The organism is uncultured Pseudoalteromonas sp., from assembly GCF_963922945.1.
Classification (GTDB): Bacteria; Pseudomonadota; Gammaproteobacteria; order Enterobacterales; family Alteromonadaceae; genus Pseudoalteromonas.
Genome location: NZ_CAWUKC010000092.1, coordinates 1 through 15,037 on the forward strand (window position 1 = coordinate 1; position 15,037 = coordinate 15,037).

The window sequence follows — 15,037 nt, forward strand, 5'->3', positions numbered from 1 at the left end:
CTGCAGAGGCCGAAGCTGAACGTTTAGAACAAGAGCGTATTGCTCAAGAACAGGCAGAGGCTGAACGCGCAGAGCAAGAACGTCTTGCTGCAGAGGCCGAAGCTGAACGTTTAGAACAAGAGCGTATTGCTCAAGAACAGGCTGAAGCTGATCGTTTAGAACAAGAGCGCATTACGGCAGAGCTTGCAAAAGAAGAGGCTAAACGTGCCGAAAAGCCTAAAAAAGAGGGTTTCTTTTCACGCCTTAAAAAAGGCCTACTAAAAACGCGTGTAAATATAGGGTCTGGCTTTGCATCTATTTTTAGTGGTAAAAAAATAGATGATGATTTATTTGAAGATTTAGAAACTCAACTTCTTACTGCCGATTTAGGTGTTGATACCACGATGAAGTTGATTGATAGTTTGACTGATGCTGCCGACCGTAAGCAGCTCAAAGATGGTGATGCGCTTTATGAATTGATGAAGCAAGAAATGGCCGCCATGCTTAAAACAGCTGAGCAACCGCTTGAGATCAGTGCTGATAAAAAACCATTTGTAATTTTAATGGTGGGCGTAAATGGTGTAGGTAAAACCACGACCATAGGTAAGCTGGCTAAGCAGTTTCAAAATGAAGGTAAGTCAGTGATGTTGGCTGCAGGTGATACCTTTCGTGCCGCAGCCGTTGAACAGCTTCAAGTATGGGGTGAGCGTAATAGCATTCCTGTTATTGCTCAGCATACAGGGGCAGACAGTGCTTCGGTGGTGTTTGACGCATTTCAGGCCGCTAAAGCACGTAATGTTGATGTGTTAATTGCCGATACAGCAGGGCGCTTGCAAAATAAAGATAATTTAATGCAAGAGCTTGAAAAAATAGCTCGTGTAATGAAGAAAATAGACCCCGATGCGCCACATGAAGTTATGCTAACCATTGATGCTGGTACAGGGCAAAATGCTATCAGCCAAGTAAATTTATTTAATCAGTGCGTTGGTTTAACAGGGATTACTCTTTCCAAACTAGATGGTACCGCTAAGGGTGGAGTTATATTTGCCGTTGCAGATAAATTTAATATTCCTATTCGGTACATCGGTGTAGGTGAAGGCATCGAAGATTTACGCGCATTCAAAAGCGATGACTTTATTGAGGCTTTATTTAGCCAAGATGAGGGCGACGCTTAATTTACCAAAAAAGGGAGCTTGCTCCCTTTTTAATTGCAAGGAATTCCAATTTACTCTTTTGGGGCTGGCATAATAAATAATGATAAACTTTCAGCAAGTAAGTAAAACCTATCCCGGAGGGCATCGCGCTCTGGAAAAAGTGACATTTCATATTAAGCCTGGTGAATTGGCTTTTTTAACAGGTCACAGTGGTGCCGGTAAAAGTACTTTATTAAAGCTCATTAGTTTAATGGAGCGACCATCTGCGGGAAACGTGCTAATTAATGGTGTTGATTTAAATAAAGTTAATTCACGGCAAATTCCGTATGCGCGCCGCGATATTGGTATCATTTTTCAAAACCACCGTTTGTTAGATCGCTATACCGTTTTTGATAACGTGGCATTGCCACTAATTATAGAAGGGACGCATCATAAGCAAATAGCCAAACGAGTACACGGTGCGTTAGATAAAGTGGGGCTACTGGATAAAGTTAAATGTTATCCTTCTACGCTTTCAGGTGGTGAGCAGCAACGCGTGGGTATTGCTAGAGCGATTGTAAATTCTCCACCAATTTTATTAGCTGATGAACCAACGGGTAATCTTGATCCCGAACTTTCTATGGAAATATTAAGACTATTCGAAGATTTTAATAAGCATGGCACGACTGTGCTTATAGCAACGCACGACCTTGGTTTGGTATCGCGTTTAAAATATCGTAGCCTGACTTTAAAAGATGGCCGTATGCTTGAAGACCCACTGGCGGAGGGCATGCTATGAGCTTGTTATTTAAAGGGCGTCAAAACACAAATGACAAACAAAAAAAATCGGCTTTAGCGGGCGGTTATTTTTTTATTATTAATATTTTTCGCCAAGGTGTAAACAGCTTAGGTGAAATGTGGCGTACGCCACTTGCTTCACTTATGACAATAGCTGTGCTTGGTTTGAGCCTAACGCTACCCGCAACGCTATATTTAGTTGTAAAAAATGTTCAGCAGGTAAGTAGTGGGTTTGAAGAAGCCAGTGAAATTTCGCTTTTTGTAAAAGAGAGTATGAGCGAGCAAGAAACGCAAACTTTAGTAAAGCGTTTAGCACTATACCCAGAGGTCCAAAGCGTTGAATTTATTTCTAAGCAGCAAGCATTAACTGAATTTAAAGATGTGTCGGGGTTTGGGCAGGCTTTAGAATATTTAGACAGCAATCCGCTACCTGATGTTGTATTGGTAACACCCACTAAGCGACATCGCCAGCCCAATGCGGCTAAAGCGCTGCTTACAAAACTTGAAAGTGAGCGAGAAGTAGATTTTGGTAAGCTAGATATTGCTTGGTTAGAACGTCTAAATGCATTATTAGACTTATTGAAAGAAAGCGTTATTACAATTGCTTTATTACTCCTGACCTCAGTGACACTTATTATTGGTAATACGATTCGTTTATCGATTATGGATAAAAAAGAAGAAATACAAGTAATGAAGTTAGTGGGGGCTACCAATACCTTTATACATGCTCCATTTTTATGGACCGGTATTTGGTATGGCGTTATTGGTGGCTTGTTTGCATTTATTTGTATTGCGCTAATGATGTGGTGGTTAACGAGTGCAGTCAGCAGCGTTGCGGGCGTGTATCAAACAAGTTTTACGTTAATTGGTTTAACGCTTAACGAGTTTGGTGCATTAGTGTTACTTGCCACTAGTTTAGGTTATGTTGGGTCTTACTTATCAGTTAACCGATACATTAAAGAAATAGAGCCTGATAAAGTTTAAATGAACTAATTCAACTTGGTACTCGTAAAGTATCAAGTTGGATGCACTCTTACATATTAAAATTGTCATATTTGTGTACTATCCTCCTTTTACGTTATGTGTTGTAAATGGCGTGTTGCGATCAGGCTAATTGCTTGCAAACCCTTAATTCATCACTTATTCAGTCGCTTGTAGTAGACTAAATACATACCAAAATACCACTTGATTTATGTTCTAAAAAAGTTTTAAATTGGTGTTAGCACTCTTAGAGAAAGAGTGCTAAGATGGTTTCAAATGTTTATCACCGAGGTGAAAAATGAGTAAAGATTTATACGCAATGGCACTTACAGTTGGGCAACAAAGCGCAAGTATGGACGGCTACCTTCAAGCGGTTAGTACCATCCCTATGCTTAAAGCTGAGCAAGAAAAAGAGCTAGCAACACGACTTCAAGAAGAAGGCGATCTTAGTGCTGCAAAGCAACTCATTATGTCGCATTTACGCTTTGTAGCACATATTGCTAAAAGCTACTCGGGGTATGGTTTACCACAAGCCGACTTAATCCAAGAGGGCAACATAGGATTGATGAAAGCCGTTAAGCGTTTTGACCCAAGTGTGGGTGTACGCTTAGTATCGTTTGCTGTTCATTGGATTAAAGCAGAAATTCATGAGTTTGTGCTTAAAAACTGGCGCATCGTAAAAGTTGCGACCACTAAAGCGCAACGTAAATTGTTTTTTAATCTTCGTAAAAACAAAAAGCGTTTAGGTTGGTTTAACCAAGCTGAGGTGAGCACTGTAGCGAATGAGCTAGGTGTGAGTGAAAAAGAAGTTCGTGAAATGGAATCTCGTATGAGCGGCCAAGACATGGGCTTTGACTTAACGGGTGACGATAATGACGACGCACCAACAAGTACATACTCGCCAGTGCAATATCTAACAGATGGCACAGCAGATCTAGCAGACGATATCGAACAGCAGCAATGGCAAGAGCAGTCACATACTCGTTTATTTAGTGCACTTAAAACACTAGATGAGCGCTCTCAAGATATTGTTAGTGCGCGCTGGTTGTCTGATGACAAAGCAACACTGCAAGAGCTAGCTGAAAAATACAGCGTATCTGCGGAGCGTGTTCGCCAACTAGAAAAAACGGCAATGAAAAAACTACAAAGCGCAATGAGCTAATAGCGAAAAAAATTTGAAACTTAAAAAGCCCTGCATAAATATGCGGGGTTTTTTTTTAACTAAAAAGCTAACTAAAAAGGTTAATAGAAAGTATCGTTTGTCTTGTTCTACTTACCTCTAGTCACATCTATGTATCTTTTAATTAAATGTACGCTATTTAAAATTAATGAATAAGTTTGATTTTAATTTAAATACATTATTTTGGTTTGTTTTTAATTTGGGTATATGAAAATATTCGCGCACCTGAGCGACTTGTCACTCAAATCGTAGCCTAAATTAAGTCATTTAATTACTGTGCTTACTGCCTTTCAATTTCATTTAACGCGAGAATTTACACTCAATATGAACTCATATTCGCTAAAGAAAAAAATCTTGCTATCGGTCGTTCTTGCCCTAGCCGTTATTATTGTATTGCTGTCGTGGAATAGCTACACCTCTCAAAAAACGTTACTGTTAAAAAGCAGTATTGATAACGTAAGCCAATCTGGTAAGCAACAGGCTACGCGTATTGAAGATTGGCTAGCTAGTCGTCAGCAGATAATTAAATCGGTTGCGAGTAAGGTTGAGGGCAATACGCTCAGCGGGCTTCAGCAAGCAGCATCTTCAGGTGGCTTTCAGCTAACATATTTTGGAGATAGCAGCGGAAAAATGACTGACTCTGATCCCAGTATTGATCGCACTGGTTACGACCCGCGCAATCGTCCATGGTATAAACAAGCACAACTCAAAAGTGATACCGTAATTACCAAACCTTATTTAGATACCGCCTATAATCTGTTGGTTGTTTCTATTGCTAAAACCACGCAAAGCGGTGTGGTAGCGGGGGATTTATCGATTGAAACCTTGGTCGATAGCGTCAATACAATGTCTTTGCCTGCGGATGGCTACGCAATCATGATGCATAAAGATGGCACTGTGATTGCCTATAAAGACGCCCGAAAAGTAATGGCGGATATTACGCGTATTGACTCGAAAATAAATCATCAATTAATTTTATCTAACAGTCAAAACGGTGAATTTACCTCTGTTTACTTTGAGGGTGAAGGCCGAGATAAGCTAGTTTGGGGTGAAAACATTAACAATACAGATTGGCAGTTGCTGTTTGTATTGGATAAACAAACTTTAGAGGCTCCGCTTATTAGTTTATTGCTGACTCAATTAGTGCTGGTTGCAGTAGCACTTTTACTGAGTGTGTTGGCTATTTCATGGCTATTGGGTGTATTGCTCGCACCTTTAGGCCGAGTGTCGCAAGCTTTATCAAAAATTGCAGATGGTAACGGTGATTTAACCCAGCGTATAACTGTTGATACGCAAGATGAAGTTGGAGTACTGGCTGGTAGTTTTAATCGTTTTGTTAGCAGCCAACATGAACTGATCAGTCATATTCGTCAATTAGCTACTGACTTAGACTTTGATGCAGAGAAGAGCTTAATCACCAATCAAAACAGCGTCAGTGAGTTGCAGCGTCAGCAACAAGAAGTGGCTATGGTTGCTACCGCGGTCACAGAAATGGCGAGTGCAACCCATGAAATTGCCGCTAATGCAGAAAACACCGCAACCGCATCGCAACAATCGGCACAAAGTAGCCGTGAAGGTAAGCTGTTAGTTGATAAAACCAGAAACACGATTAATTCACTCGCGGGCGAAATAGACCAAACTACTACAGTTATTGGTGAATTAAGTTTGCATGCTCAGGCTATATCGAGCGTTTTGACAACCATTCAAGAAATTGCTGAGCAAACAAATCTCTTAGCGCTTAATGCAGCAATAGAGGCCGCTCGAGCGGGGGAGCAGGGGCGTGGTTTTGCAGTGGTTGCCGATGAGGTGCGTGTGCTGTCAAGAAGAACACAAAACTCTACAGCCGAAATTTATACCACTATAGAAACCTTACAAAACACCACTAAAAAAGCAGTGAGCTTGATGGACAGCAGTAAAGATTATGCCAACAATAGCGTAGATGATGTAAATGCTGCAGCTCACGCGTTAGAAGAAATCACTCTGGCGGTAAATGAGATTTCTGATATGGCGGGCCAAATAGCCGTAGCTGCAGAAGAGCAAACGCAAGTGACCAATGAAATTACTAGAAATACGGTCGCCATTAAAGATGTAACCGATGAAATAACGACCTCAGCTACCGCGCACTTAAGCCAAGCAGAAGTATTGAAAGACAGAGCAACAGACTTAAATGCTAAAGTAGCGACATTTGTTTTATAAGTAGCATACTTATAATTGAGTTAAATTAACTTTTGGAGTAGGGCGCTCGCTTACTCCACTAGTTTAATGAAATGGCTTGTTGTTGGGCTATTTGTATATACTTACGTTCTACCAGCTGTGATACTGGCACCAGTTCAAATCCTTGCTCGATTAATTGCGGCAAAGCTTGTCGTAAAAAGTCGATGGTTTCTGGGTAGGGGTGGGCAATCGCAATAGCAAAATGATGTTTGGTAGCTTTATATTTTAGCTCATCCAGCCTTTGCTGCAGTTGTTGCTGCGTGGTTATGTTGTCTAAAAATACATGGCGACCAATATTTTCAACGCCCATAAAATTTGCCGCATTTTGCGCTTGGCTTAAATCGGTAGTACGGCTATCTAAAAAGAATAAGTTACGTTTTTTCAGTACTTCCATAGTCCACTTCATGGCTTGGCTTTGCTGGGTGAGTGCCGACCCCATATGGTTATTCACCCCTTTTACCTGCGGTAAGCTTGCCAGTGCAGTACCTAAAGTTTTTTGTAGTTGTTCTTTATCCATATCAACCGTGAGCCCACCAGGGCCGAGCGCTTTGCCGCTTAGTGCTTGCATTGGCACATGCAATAAAAGTTCTTTGTTAGTTTGGCTTGCAAGCGTGGCAAAAATTTGAGAGTAAGGGGTATGGGGCAAAATTGAATACGACAATTGCCCTGGTAAGGTAAGAAACTCTAAATCTCGCTGATGATAGCCAATATCATCAATTACAATGGCTATTTGCTTTGCCCAAGCAGTGCTAGATACAAAGCAAATAACCAACAACAGCCATTTTGTTATTTTCACGTTTATAGTTTTTATTATCTTTTTATTTATTAAGATTTACTATTGCATGCTAAGTAATTGCTTAGCTTTTACTAACTGCAAGTCGCCTAGTATTTCATGTTCAAATTGTGGTGCATTTTTGTTCTGTTCGTTTTTTATTATAACGGCTTTATTTGATTGTGGAAGAGTTGCTTGTGCAATAGCTACATCCGGCGTGACTCCTACGCCTTCAATTGATATGCCCGCAGGTGTAAAGTATTTGGCGGTTGTTAATTTTAGCGCTGTGTTACCGTTACCAAGTGGTATTAAGGATTGCACAGAGCCTTTGCCATAAGACTGATTACCAACCACTTTAGCGCGCTTGTTGTCTTTTAAGGCGGCTGCGAGTATTTCAGCCGCAGAGGCTGAATTTTCGTTAATAAGTACCACAATAGGTACCCCTTTGAGTATGTCGCCTCGTTTAGCGTAGTAGGCTTGGTTAGCGTCATAATAGCGCCCTTTAGTGGTTACTATGGTGCCGCTTTGTAAAAATAAATCCGCTACTGCCACTGCGCTTTGTAAAGTACCTCCGGGGTTGTCACGTAAATCAATCACTAACCCATTAAGTGGCTTGCGATAATCATTTTTAAGTGCAGCTACCTGCAAAGCTACTTCGTGTAATGTGTGGTTTGAAAAGTTATTAATTGCTAAGTACCCAGCGCCTGATTCAAGTAATTGGCTGGAGGCACTTTCTACGTTTATTTCTCTTTTACTAACGGCAAAGTTGAGCACTTGCCCTGCGCGATTTACAGTGAGCGTTACTGTGCTAAAACGCAGGTCTTTTATCAACGCGGCTACTTGCTCTATATTTCGATTTTGTGTGTTTGTACCATTAACGCTAATGATAATATCGCCCGCTAAAATACCAGCCTGCTTTGCAGGGGAGTTTTTAATCACACCAACAATAGTGATATCGTTTTCTATATCTTTTACTTCAATGCCCACGCCGGTGTAATGACCATTTGTACTGTTAAATAAAGCGTCTAAGTCATTTTCGTTTAAGTACTTAGAGTAGGGATCGAGCTGCTTAAGTAAAGTTTCGACCTGCTGAACGCTTGCCTCATTGCTAGTACGCTTGGTAAGCGATAAGTCTTCTACATAATAAGCTTTAATGTTGAAGAGTATTTCAGAGATTTGCTGAGCTTGAAGATCTTTTATTGAACTGGCTAGTAACGAATTACTAAAACAAAAAACGGTGATAAAGGCCATTACGCGCAATAAGAAAGAATACCGCGATTTAGAAAAAGAGGATGGATATGTTTGTGGGATTTTGTTACTCATCAGCTGCTCCTAATGCGGTGCAGCTGCTTTATTCATTTAAATACGTCTGCACCATTTAACAGGATTTACTGCGCGTCCTTTGTGGCGTATTTCAAAGTATAGACCAGAACTCGACTGTCCGCCGCTTTGCCCTACTAATGCCAACGTTTCACCTTCTCTAACCATGTCACCTACATCTTTTAATAGCGTTTGTGCATGACCATACAGGCTCATAAAGCCTTCACCGTGATCAACCACAATTACCCAGCCAAAACCTTTTAGCCAATCAGCAAAAACAACCTGGCCATTATGAATACTGTTTACATTTGTGCCTTCTTTGGCGCCGATTAATACGCCTTTCCAGTCAATACCACCATGTTTGCGTTGGCCAAATTTATGCTTTAGTTTTCCTTTACTGGGCCAGTTGAGTTTCCCTTTATTGTTGTTTAGGCCAAGCAATTCAATTTTTTGATTCTTTTCTTGCTCTAGCTCTTTAATAGTTGTAATTAGTGTTTGCTCGTTATCTTTTAAGTAATTAATTGAGCTTTTAGTGCTATTGAGCTGTGCTTGTAAAGTTTTAAGGTTAGTTTGGCGCTCGTTTTGGGCGTTGACTAGCGCGTTTTGACGTCTTTTTTGTTCTTCAAATAAAGCGGCTAGTTTTTGTTTTGTTTTGGCAAGCTCTGCTTGGTTATCAGCAATTTGCTGTTGTAGCTCCTTCAATTCTTCAATTTGCTTTATACGAGCTTTATTCAAATAGTTGTAATAGCTAAGAGTGCGCTCAAATTTAGCCGTGTCTTGCTGGTTTAACAACATTTTAGGGTAGTCGTCACCGCCCGCCATGTAAGCACTTTTAAGTTGGGCTGCTAAAACAGCTTGAAATTTTGCATGTTGCGTTTTTAATTGCTGTGCTTTTTGTTGCTGAGCGTGTTGTTTTTGCTCGGCCTCTTTTACTGATTGCTCAGCCATGTTTAGCGCTTTAGCGTTTTTAGCGATTTCTAGTTCGTGTTTTTTTAAGTTTTTTTGCAGTGCAGCAATTTTCTTTTGTTGTGCTTTAAATTCTGCTTGGCTTTGTTCTAAGGCAGATTGCACTTCTGATAGGTCTTTTTTAGTGCGGTTTTCGTTAGCGGTTGCAGGTGCAACCACTAACAAAACCAATACCAATGTATAAACACTAAACCAATTTATTGGTTTGCTCATGTGCTATTTCAACGTCATGATTGGCGTGCCGGTCATTTCGCTTGGTTGCTCCATGCCCATAAGGTGTAACATTGTAGGGGCTACATCACTTAATGCTTTGCCTTCACTAGGTGTTGCATCGCGACCTACATAAATAAAAGGTACAGGCTCGCTGGTGTGAGCTGTATGTGCTTGGCCTGTTGAGGGATTTGCCATTTGCTCTGCATTACCGTGATCCGCTGTAATCAGTGCTTCACCACCAAATTCATCTAATGCTTCTACCACTCGGCCTATACATGCATCAACAGCTTCACAGGCTTTTACTGCGGCTTCAAAAACCCCAGAGTGCCCAACCATATCGCCATTAGGGTAGTTACAAATAATGGCATCATATTGGCCACTTTTGATCGCTTCAATAAGTTTGTCGGTTAGCATCTCTGAATTCATTTCTGGCTGCAGGTCGTAAGTGGCAACCTGTGGTGAAGGAATTAACTCGCGAGACTCACCTTCAAATTCATCTTCGCGTCCGCCACTGAAGAAAAAGGTAACATGCGCGTATTTTTCAGTTTCAGAAATACGCAGTTGTGTTTTGCCATTTTTTTCAAGCCACTCGCCTAGTACGTTTACCAGTGGCGTAGTGCCAAATGCGATAGGTGCATCAATGTCAGCAGCGTACTCTGTCATCATGACAAAAGCGCTCAGCTTTGGTGATTTTTTCTTGGTGAAACCATCAAACTCTGGCTCTACGAAGGCACGGGTGATTTCTCGGGCACGGTCGGCTCTAAAGTTAGAAAAAATAATGGTGTCACCATCATTAATTTGCGCAGCTTCAGTCCCTTGTGGTGTGATTGTGGTTGGTGCTACAAACTCATCATTTTCGTCGCGCTCATAGGCGGCTTCTAATGCTGTTACACCATCAGCATAGTTAAACTCGCCGTCACCAAGGGTCATTACATTATAGGCTTTTTCTACGCGGTCCCAGCGATTGTCTCTGTCCATTGCGTAATAGCGACCCACTAACGATGCTAAGCGCCCACAATTTAGATCGGCGAATAGAGCTTCTATACGTTCTATTGATGCTTTAGCACTGCGCGGTGGGGTATCACGGCCATCTAAAAATCCGTGAAAGTACACTTCTTTAGCGCCGCGTTTTGCTGCAAGTTCAATGCTTGCAACGATATGGTCTTCGTGACTATGAACACCACCTGGGCTTAATAACCCCATAATGTGCACAGCTTTGCCTGCAGCTACAGCTTTATCTATGTTTTCAACAAGAGCAGGTGTGGAGTCAAATTCGCCATCGTTAATGGCTTTAGTTATACGAGTGAAATCTTGATAAACAATTCGCCCAGCGCCTAAATTTACATGGCCTACTTCTGAGTTACCCATTTGTCCTTCAGGTAAGCCCACATCTAAACCTGAGCCTGAAATTAATGTGTGTGGGCGGGTTGCCCAAAGGTTGTCTAAAACCGGCGTGTTGGCAGCAAGAATTGCATTGCTTTGTTCATCTTCGCGGTATCCCCAACCGTCTAAAATCATTAATACCAGTGGTTTTTTATGCTCTGTCATAATCGCTCCTGAAAATTAGCACCTGTTGATGGGCACTGTGCACCGAAAAGGTTATCTGGTTAGTTTTAGCATACCGTGTTTTAGCGCTAGGATCAGCATTGAAAACACGATATTAAATTTTTCTCATGCTCCTTTATATGGGGTGCTTTATATGTTTTTAAACCGCGGCAAACTCGCATTTTAACTTGGTTTGGGTATACTTGCGTGGCTAAAGTACAAAATACCTAAAATATTAGGTTTAGAACATAATTTCATAGTGGAAGTAGAATGGATCAATATATTGAATTTATTACAAATCATCCTATTTTAAGCCTTGCTTGGGTTGGTATTGTATTTCTTATTGTAAGCGGCTGGATAAAGAGTAAGTTTTCAGCAGTGAGGGAAATTAACCCACAACAATTAACCCTTCTAATCAACCGTGAAGAAGGCAAGGTCGTTGATATTCGTGCGCAAAAAGAATTTAACGCAGGGCGTATTGCCGGCGCTGAGCACTTAAGCCCTGAAAAAGCAAAACAATCTGACTTTTCGAGCCTTGAAAAGTACAAGAGCAAACCCATTATATTAGTATGCACCACAGGCATGACTGCGCAGGGTATTGCAAATGCAATGCATAAAGCAGGCTTTGAATCGGTTTATGTATTATCGGGTGGTATGGGATCGTGGCAATCTGCCAGCCTTCCAACTACAACAGGTCGCTAATCAGTTTAGTAGTATCGATAGAGGATTTATTATGAGTAAAGTTGTTTTATACACCAAGGCGTATTGTCCATTTTGCCAACGTGCTCTTGCACTTTTAAACAGCAAAGGCGTTGAGTACACAAATATTGATATTGGTGTTCAACCAGAGCTTCGTGATGAAATGATTACTAAAGCCGGTGGCGCAAGTACAGTACCGCAGATTTTTATTAATGATGAACATATCGGTGGCTGCGACGACATGATGGCAATTGAAGCGCAAGGCAAACTTGACGCTAAGCTAAATGCTTAATTTAAATTATAAAAACTAACACGTAGGAAGCACAATGAACGAAGAAAATCAAAACGCAGCAGCACAAGAGGGCGGTGCGCAATTTGCAATTCAACGAATTTACACTAAAGATGTATCGTTTGAAACGCCTAACTCACCTGCGATTTTTCAAAAAGAATGGACGCCAGAAGTAAAGCTAGACCTAGACACGCGCTCTAATAAGTTAGACGAAGGTGTGTTTGAAGTTGTTTTAGCATTAACTGTGACAGCTTCTATTGGTGAAGAAACTGCATTTTTATGTGAAATTCAACAAGCCGGTATTTTTACTGTTGGCGAGCTTGAAGAAGTACAACTAGCACATATGCTAGGTGCATACTGCCCTAACGTGTTATTCCCGTACGCGCGTGAAGCCGTATCTAACCTTGTTAATCGTGGTACTTTTCCACAGCTTAACCTTGCGCCAGTGAACTTTGATGCGTTATTTGCACAATACATGCAACAACGTACTGCGCAAGCTGAGCAGGTTTCAGCAGACGCATAATTTATGAGTACAGCAACTTCAGCTGTTACTGTATTAGGAGCGGGGTCTTACGGCACCGCTCTTGCTATTTGCTTAGCCCGAAATGGTCACCAAGTGACACTTTGGGGGCGCAATAGCGACGACGTTGCCACGCTTGCAGCTGAGCGGAAAAATCAACGTTACCTACCTGATGTACCATTCCCCGATACTCTTTTATTACAAGCCGACTTACAGCAAGCTGTAGCCAGTAGTGCTATTGTATTGGTTGTTGTACCTAGTCATGCATTTGCCGACACTTTGCAGCAAATTAAACCTGCACTGGTTGAAGGCGCGCAAGTTGCTTGGGCTACAAAAGGGCTTGAGCCAAATACGGGGCGTTTGCTACAAGAGGTTGCCTTGCAAGAATTAGGCGATGATATACCGCTTGCAGTTTTATCGGGCCCAACCTTTGCCAAAGAGATGGCTATTGGTTTGCCCACAGCCATCTCTGTGTCGTCTACTTCAACCGAATTTGCACAGCAGCTAGCAGATTTGCTTCATTGTGGACGCTCGTTCCGCGTTTATAACAACGATGATTTCATTGGTATCCAATTAGGTGGTGCGGTTAAAAATGTAATAGCCATTGGTGCGGGTATGTCTGATGGGGTTGGGTTTGGCGCTAATGCCCGTACGGCACTGATCACACGGGGTTTAGCGGAACTAACACGTTTGGGTTGTGCGCTAGGTGCTAAACAAGAAACTTTTATGGGTATGGCAGGACTAGGTGATTTAATCTTAACCTGTACCGACAATCAATCGCGCAACCGTCGCTTTGGATTAGCCCTGGGTAAGGGTGAAGGAGTCGATGCCGCCATTGAGTCTATTGGGCAAGTTGTTGAAGGCTTTAGAAATACAAAAGAAGTCTATTTATTAGCCGAACGTGCTGGCGTAGAAATGCCAATCACTGAGCAAATTTACCAAGTCCTTTATAAAAATAAAGATATGAAAGAGGCGGCTATGGCTTTATTAGGCCGCGAACAAAAGGCTGAATAATTTCAGCCTTATTGCTAGGCTTTAATTTGCTGAGCCTAGCAATATACCTATGTGCAATAATACTTATATCATTTTGCGAAGCTAAACGTGTTGCTACCTTTGTTAAAAAATCTTCATTTAGAACAACTAAATAGGCCCTAACTATCAACACGCCTTAAGTAAGCCAATTGGTATTACTTGCCTCCAACAAACCCTAATTGTCGCCAAGATTCGTAAATAAATACAGCAACCGAATTTGACAAGTTCATACTACGACTATTAGGTTGCATTGGAATGCGTACACGTTGCTCGTAAGGTAGTGCTTGAATCATTTCATCGGGTAGGCCTCGGGTTTCTGGACCGAACACCAAACAATCACCGGCTTCGTAGCTTGCTTCGTGATGAAGTTGGCTGCCTTTAGTGGTACATGCATACACTTTTTTAGGTTGGCATTTTTCTAGATATGCTTCAAACGAGGCGTGGCGCTGAACATTGCTAAACTCGTGGTAATCAAGCCCGGCACGTTTTACTCGTTTATCGTCCCACTCAAAACCTAATGGTTCAATTAAGTGTAATGAGTAACCTGTGTTTGCACACAAGCGTATGATATTTCCAGTATTGGGTGGAATTTCAGGTTGATATAAAACGATATCCAGCATGATGCGCCTTTCTATTAATCTATAATTTGACGAGGGGCAGTATACACGAAACCGTTTAAAAAAATGATATACTCGCGCCATTGAATACCGCAAGTAGCGAATATTAACGTGCATCATCGTAGTTACGAATTTTGGGTTAAAACGTCAAGCATAGTCACCATGGTTATGGTCAGCTTAATGATAGCTGCAAAAGCTTGGGCGTGGTTGGCATCGGGCTCGGCATCGATGCTTGGCTCTTTGACCGACTCTTTAATGGATATTACAGCCACTGCTATGAGCTTTTTAGTACTTGGTTATGCGCTACGCCCTGCAGATGATGATCACCGTTTTGGTCATGGTAAAGCAGAGGCGCTTGCGGGGCTTGGGCAAGCTGCGTTTATAGCAGGGTCAGGATGTCTACTTGCGTTTCATGGCATTGAACGATTATTTAACCCAATTGTGATTAATCATTCAATGCTAGGTGTGTGGGTAAGTGTATTTGCAATTGTGTGCACGTTAGTAATCGTGTTTTTTCAAACAAAGGTGATTAACCATACTGAGTCAATTGCAATTAAAGCAGACTCGGTACATTACAAAGGCGATTTAATTTTAAATGCCGCGGTTTTACTTGCTATTTTACTTTCGTATTATGGGGTTTTATATGCCGATCCGCTGTTTGCTATTGGTGTTGCAGGCTACTTACTTTATAACAGCTGGGATATAGCACGCGACAGTGCTGATCATTTAATGGATAAAGAACTACCGGACGAAGAAAAACAAAGTATTTTTGATATAGC

At 41.5% G+C, this 15,037-nt stretch carries 15 protein-coding genes; 10 read left to right on the forward strand and 5 right to left on the reverse strand.

The features are described 5' to 3' along the window. The 5 genes from ftsY to AABI99_RS15555 all read left to right on the forward strand — a co-directional run. The coding region (gene ftsY / locus AABI99_RS15535; RefSeq protein ID WP_338367000.1) for a signal recognition particle-docking protein FtsY at nucleotides 1-1,154 on the forward strand (1,154 nt) is incomplete at its 5' end. A gap of 79 nt (nucleotides 1,155-1,233) precedes the next feature. Then, nucleotides 1,234-1,911, forward strand: coding sequence for a cell division ATP-binding protein FtsE (ftsE, locus tag AABI99_RS15540; RefSeq protein ID WP_338367001.1), 678 nt, complete (start codon nucleotides 1,234-1,236; stop codon nucleotides 1,909-1,911). Next, the gene (gene ftsX, locus AABI99_RS15545) at nucleotides 1,908-2,894 is read left to right on the forward strand and encodes a permease-like cell division protein FtsX (RefSeq protein ID WP_338367002.1); all 987 of its coding nucleotides are present in this window, start codon (nucleotides 1,908-1,910) and stop codon (nucleotides 2,892-2,894) included. Before ftsE ends, ftsX begins: the two co-directional genes overlap by 4 nt. 295 nt (nucleotides 2,895-3,189) lie before the next feature. Continuing rightward, nucleotides 3,190-4,053 carry an RNA polymerase sigma factor RpoH gene (gene rpoH, locus AABI99_RS15550; RefSeq protein ID WP_338367003.1) on the forward strand — a complete coding sequence of 288 codons (864 nt, stop codon included), beginning with the start codon at nucleotides 3,190-3,192 and terminating at the stop codon, nucleotides 4,051-4,053. A gap of 342 nt (nucleotides 4,054-4,395) precedes the next feature. After that, complete coding sequence (locus tag AABI99_RS15555) at nucleotides 4,396-6,267, forward strand: methyl-accepting chemotaxis protein (protein ID WP_338367004.1); 1,872 nt, start codon at nucleotides 4,396-4,398, stop codon at nucleotides 6,265-6,267. Nucleotides 6,268-6,325: 58 nt separating this feature from the next. Here AABI99_RS15555 and AABI99_RS15560 read toward each other — a convergent pair whose 3' ends face one another. From AABI99_RS15560 to gpmM, 4 genes are read right to left on the reverse strand one after another with little or no spacing between them, the layout of a single operon-like run. After that, entirely contained in the window at nucleotides 6,326-7,081 is a 756-nt protein-coding gene (locus AABI99_RS15560; protein ID WP_338367005.1) for a divergent polysaccharide deacetylase family protein, read from the reverse strand. Between the two features lie 39 nt (nucleotides 7,082-7,120). Continuing rightward, nucleotides 7,121-8,380 carry a S41 family peptidase gene (locus AABI99_RS15565; protein WP_338367006.1) on the reverse strand — a complete coding sequence of 420 codons (1,260 nt, stop codon included), beginning with the start codon at nucleotides 8,378-8,380 and terminating at the stop codon, nucleotides 7,121-7,123. Between the two features lie 36 nt (nucleotides 8,381-8,416). After that, the gene (locus tag AABI99_RS15570; protein ID WP_338367007.1) at nucleotides 8,417-9,556 is read right to left on the reverse strand and encodes a peptidoglycan DD-metalloendopeptidase family protein; all 1,140 of its coding nucleotides are present in this window, start codon (nucleotides 9,554-9,556) and stop codon (nucleotides 8,417-8,419) included. 3 nt (nucleotides 9,557-9,559) lie between these two features. Continuing rightward, complete coding sequence (gene gpmM, locus AABI99_RS15575; protein ID WP_338367008.1) at nucleotides 9,560-11,104, reverse strand: 2,3-bisphosphoglycerate-independent phosphoglycerate mutase; 1,545 nt, start codon at nucleotides 11,102-11,104, stop codon at nucleotides 9,560-9,562. Between the two features lie 267 nt (nucleotides 11,105-11,371). On the opposite strand from gpmM, the gene AABI99_RS15580 reads away from it, so the two are divergent. The 4 genes from AABI99_RS15580 to gpsA are packed head-to-tail and all read left to right on the forward strand — an operon-like array spanning nucleotide 11,372 to nucleotide 13,623. Then, complete coding sequence (locus AABI99_RS15580) at nucleotides 11,372-11,803, forward strand: rhodanese-like domain-containing protein (RefSeq protein WP_338367009.1); 432 nt, start codon at nucleotides 11,372-11,374, stop codon at nucleotides 11,801-11,803. Between the two features lie 31 nt (nucleotides 11,804-11,834). Continuing rightward, nucleotides 11,835-12,092: a glutaredoxin 3 gene (gene grxC, locus AABI99_RS15585; protein WP_338367010.1), complete on the forward strand. Its 258-nt coding sequence runs from the start codon at nucleotides 11,835-11,837 to the stop codon at nucleotides 12,090-12,092. Nucleotides 12,093-12,126: 34 nt separating this feature from the next. After that, nucleotides 12,127-12,612 carry a protein-export chaperone SecB gene (gene secB, locus AABI99_RS15590; RefSeq protein WP_055014740.1) on the forward strand — a complete coding sequence of 162 codons (486 nt, stop codon included), beginning with the start codon at nucleotides 12,127-12,129 and terminating at the stop codon, nucleotides 12,610-12,612. 3 nt (nucleotides 12,613-12,615) lie between these two features. After that, a complete protein-coding gene (gene gpsA / locus AABI99_RS15595; RefSeq protein ID WP_338367011.1) occupies nucleotides 12,616-13,623 on the forward strand; it encodes an NAD(P)H-dependent glycerol-3-phosphate dehydrogenase in 1,008 nt (335 codons plus the stop codon). A 173-nt stretch (nucleotides 13,624-13,796) separates the two neighbouring features. Here gpsA and trmL read toward each other — a convergent pair whose 3' ends face one another. After that, nucleotides 13,797-14,261: a tRNA (uridine(34)/cytosine(34)/5-carboxymethylaminomethyluridine(34)-2'-O)-methyltransferase TrmL gene (gene trmL / locus AABI99_RS15600; RefSeq protein ID WP_338367012.1), complete on the reverse strand. Its 465-nt coding sequence runs from the start codon at nucleotides 14,259-14,261 to the stop codon at nucleotides 13,797-13,799. 159 nt (nucleotides 14,262-14,420) lie between these two features. Between trmL and AABI99_RS15605 the strand changes: the two genes are divergently transcribed. Beyond that, nucleotides 14,421-15,037: cation diffusion facilitator family transporter (locus tag AABI99_RS15605; RefSeq protein ID WP_338367013.1), on the forward strand; the 617-nt coding region annotated here is incomplete at its 3' end.

Excerpts from the sequence above, each read along its gene's own strand:
- gpmM (WP_338367008.1), bottom strand. The coding sequence starts at position 11,104 with ATGACAGAGCATAAAAAACCACTGGTATTAATGATTTTAGACGGTTGG.
- gpsA (WP_338367011.1), top strand. The coding sequence starts at position 12,616 with ATGAGTACAGCAACTTCAGCTGTTACTGTATTAGGAGCGGGGTCTTAC.
- ftsE (WP_338367001.1), top strand. The coding sequence starts at position 1,234 with ATGATAAACTTTCAGCAAGTAAGTAAAACCTATCCCGGAGGGCATCGC.
- grxC (WP_338367010.1), top strand. The coding sequence starts at position 11,835 with ATGAGTAAAGTTGTTTTATACACCAAGGCGTATTGTCCATTTTGCCAA.
- secB (WP_055014740.1), top strand. The coding sequence starts at position 12,127 with ATGAACGAAGAAAATCAAAACGCAGCAGCACAAGAGGGCGGTGCGCAA.
- AABI99_RS15570 (WP_338367007.1), bottom strand. The coding sequence starts at position 9,556 with ATGAGCAAACCAATAAATTGGTTTAGTGTTTATACATTGGTATTGGTT.
- AABI99_RS15580 (WP_338367009.1), top strand. The coding sequence starts at position 11,372 with ATGGATCAATATATTGAATTTATTACAAATCATCCTATTTTAAGCCTT.
- ftsX (WP_338367002.1), top strand. The coding sequence starts at position 1,908 with ATGAGCTTGTTATTTAAAGGGCGTCAAAACACAAATGACAAACAAAAA.
- AABI99_RS15555 (WP_338367004.1), top strand. The coding sequence starts at position 4,396 with ATGAACTCATATTCGCTAAAGAAAAAAATCTTGCTATCGGTCGTTCTT.
- trmL (WP_338367012.1), bottom strand. The coding sequence starts at position 14,261 with ATGCTGGATATCGTTTTATATCAACCTGAAATTCCACCCAATACTGGA.
- rpoH (WP_338367003.1), top strand. The coding sequence starts at position 3,190 with ATGAGTAAAGATTTATACGCAATGGCACTTACAGTTGGGCAACAAAGC.
- AABI99_RS15565 (WP_338367006.1), bottom strand. The coding sequence starts at position 8,380 with ATGAGTAACAAAATCCCACAAACATATCCATCCTCTTTTTCTAAATCG.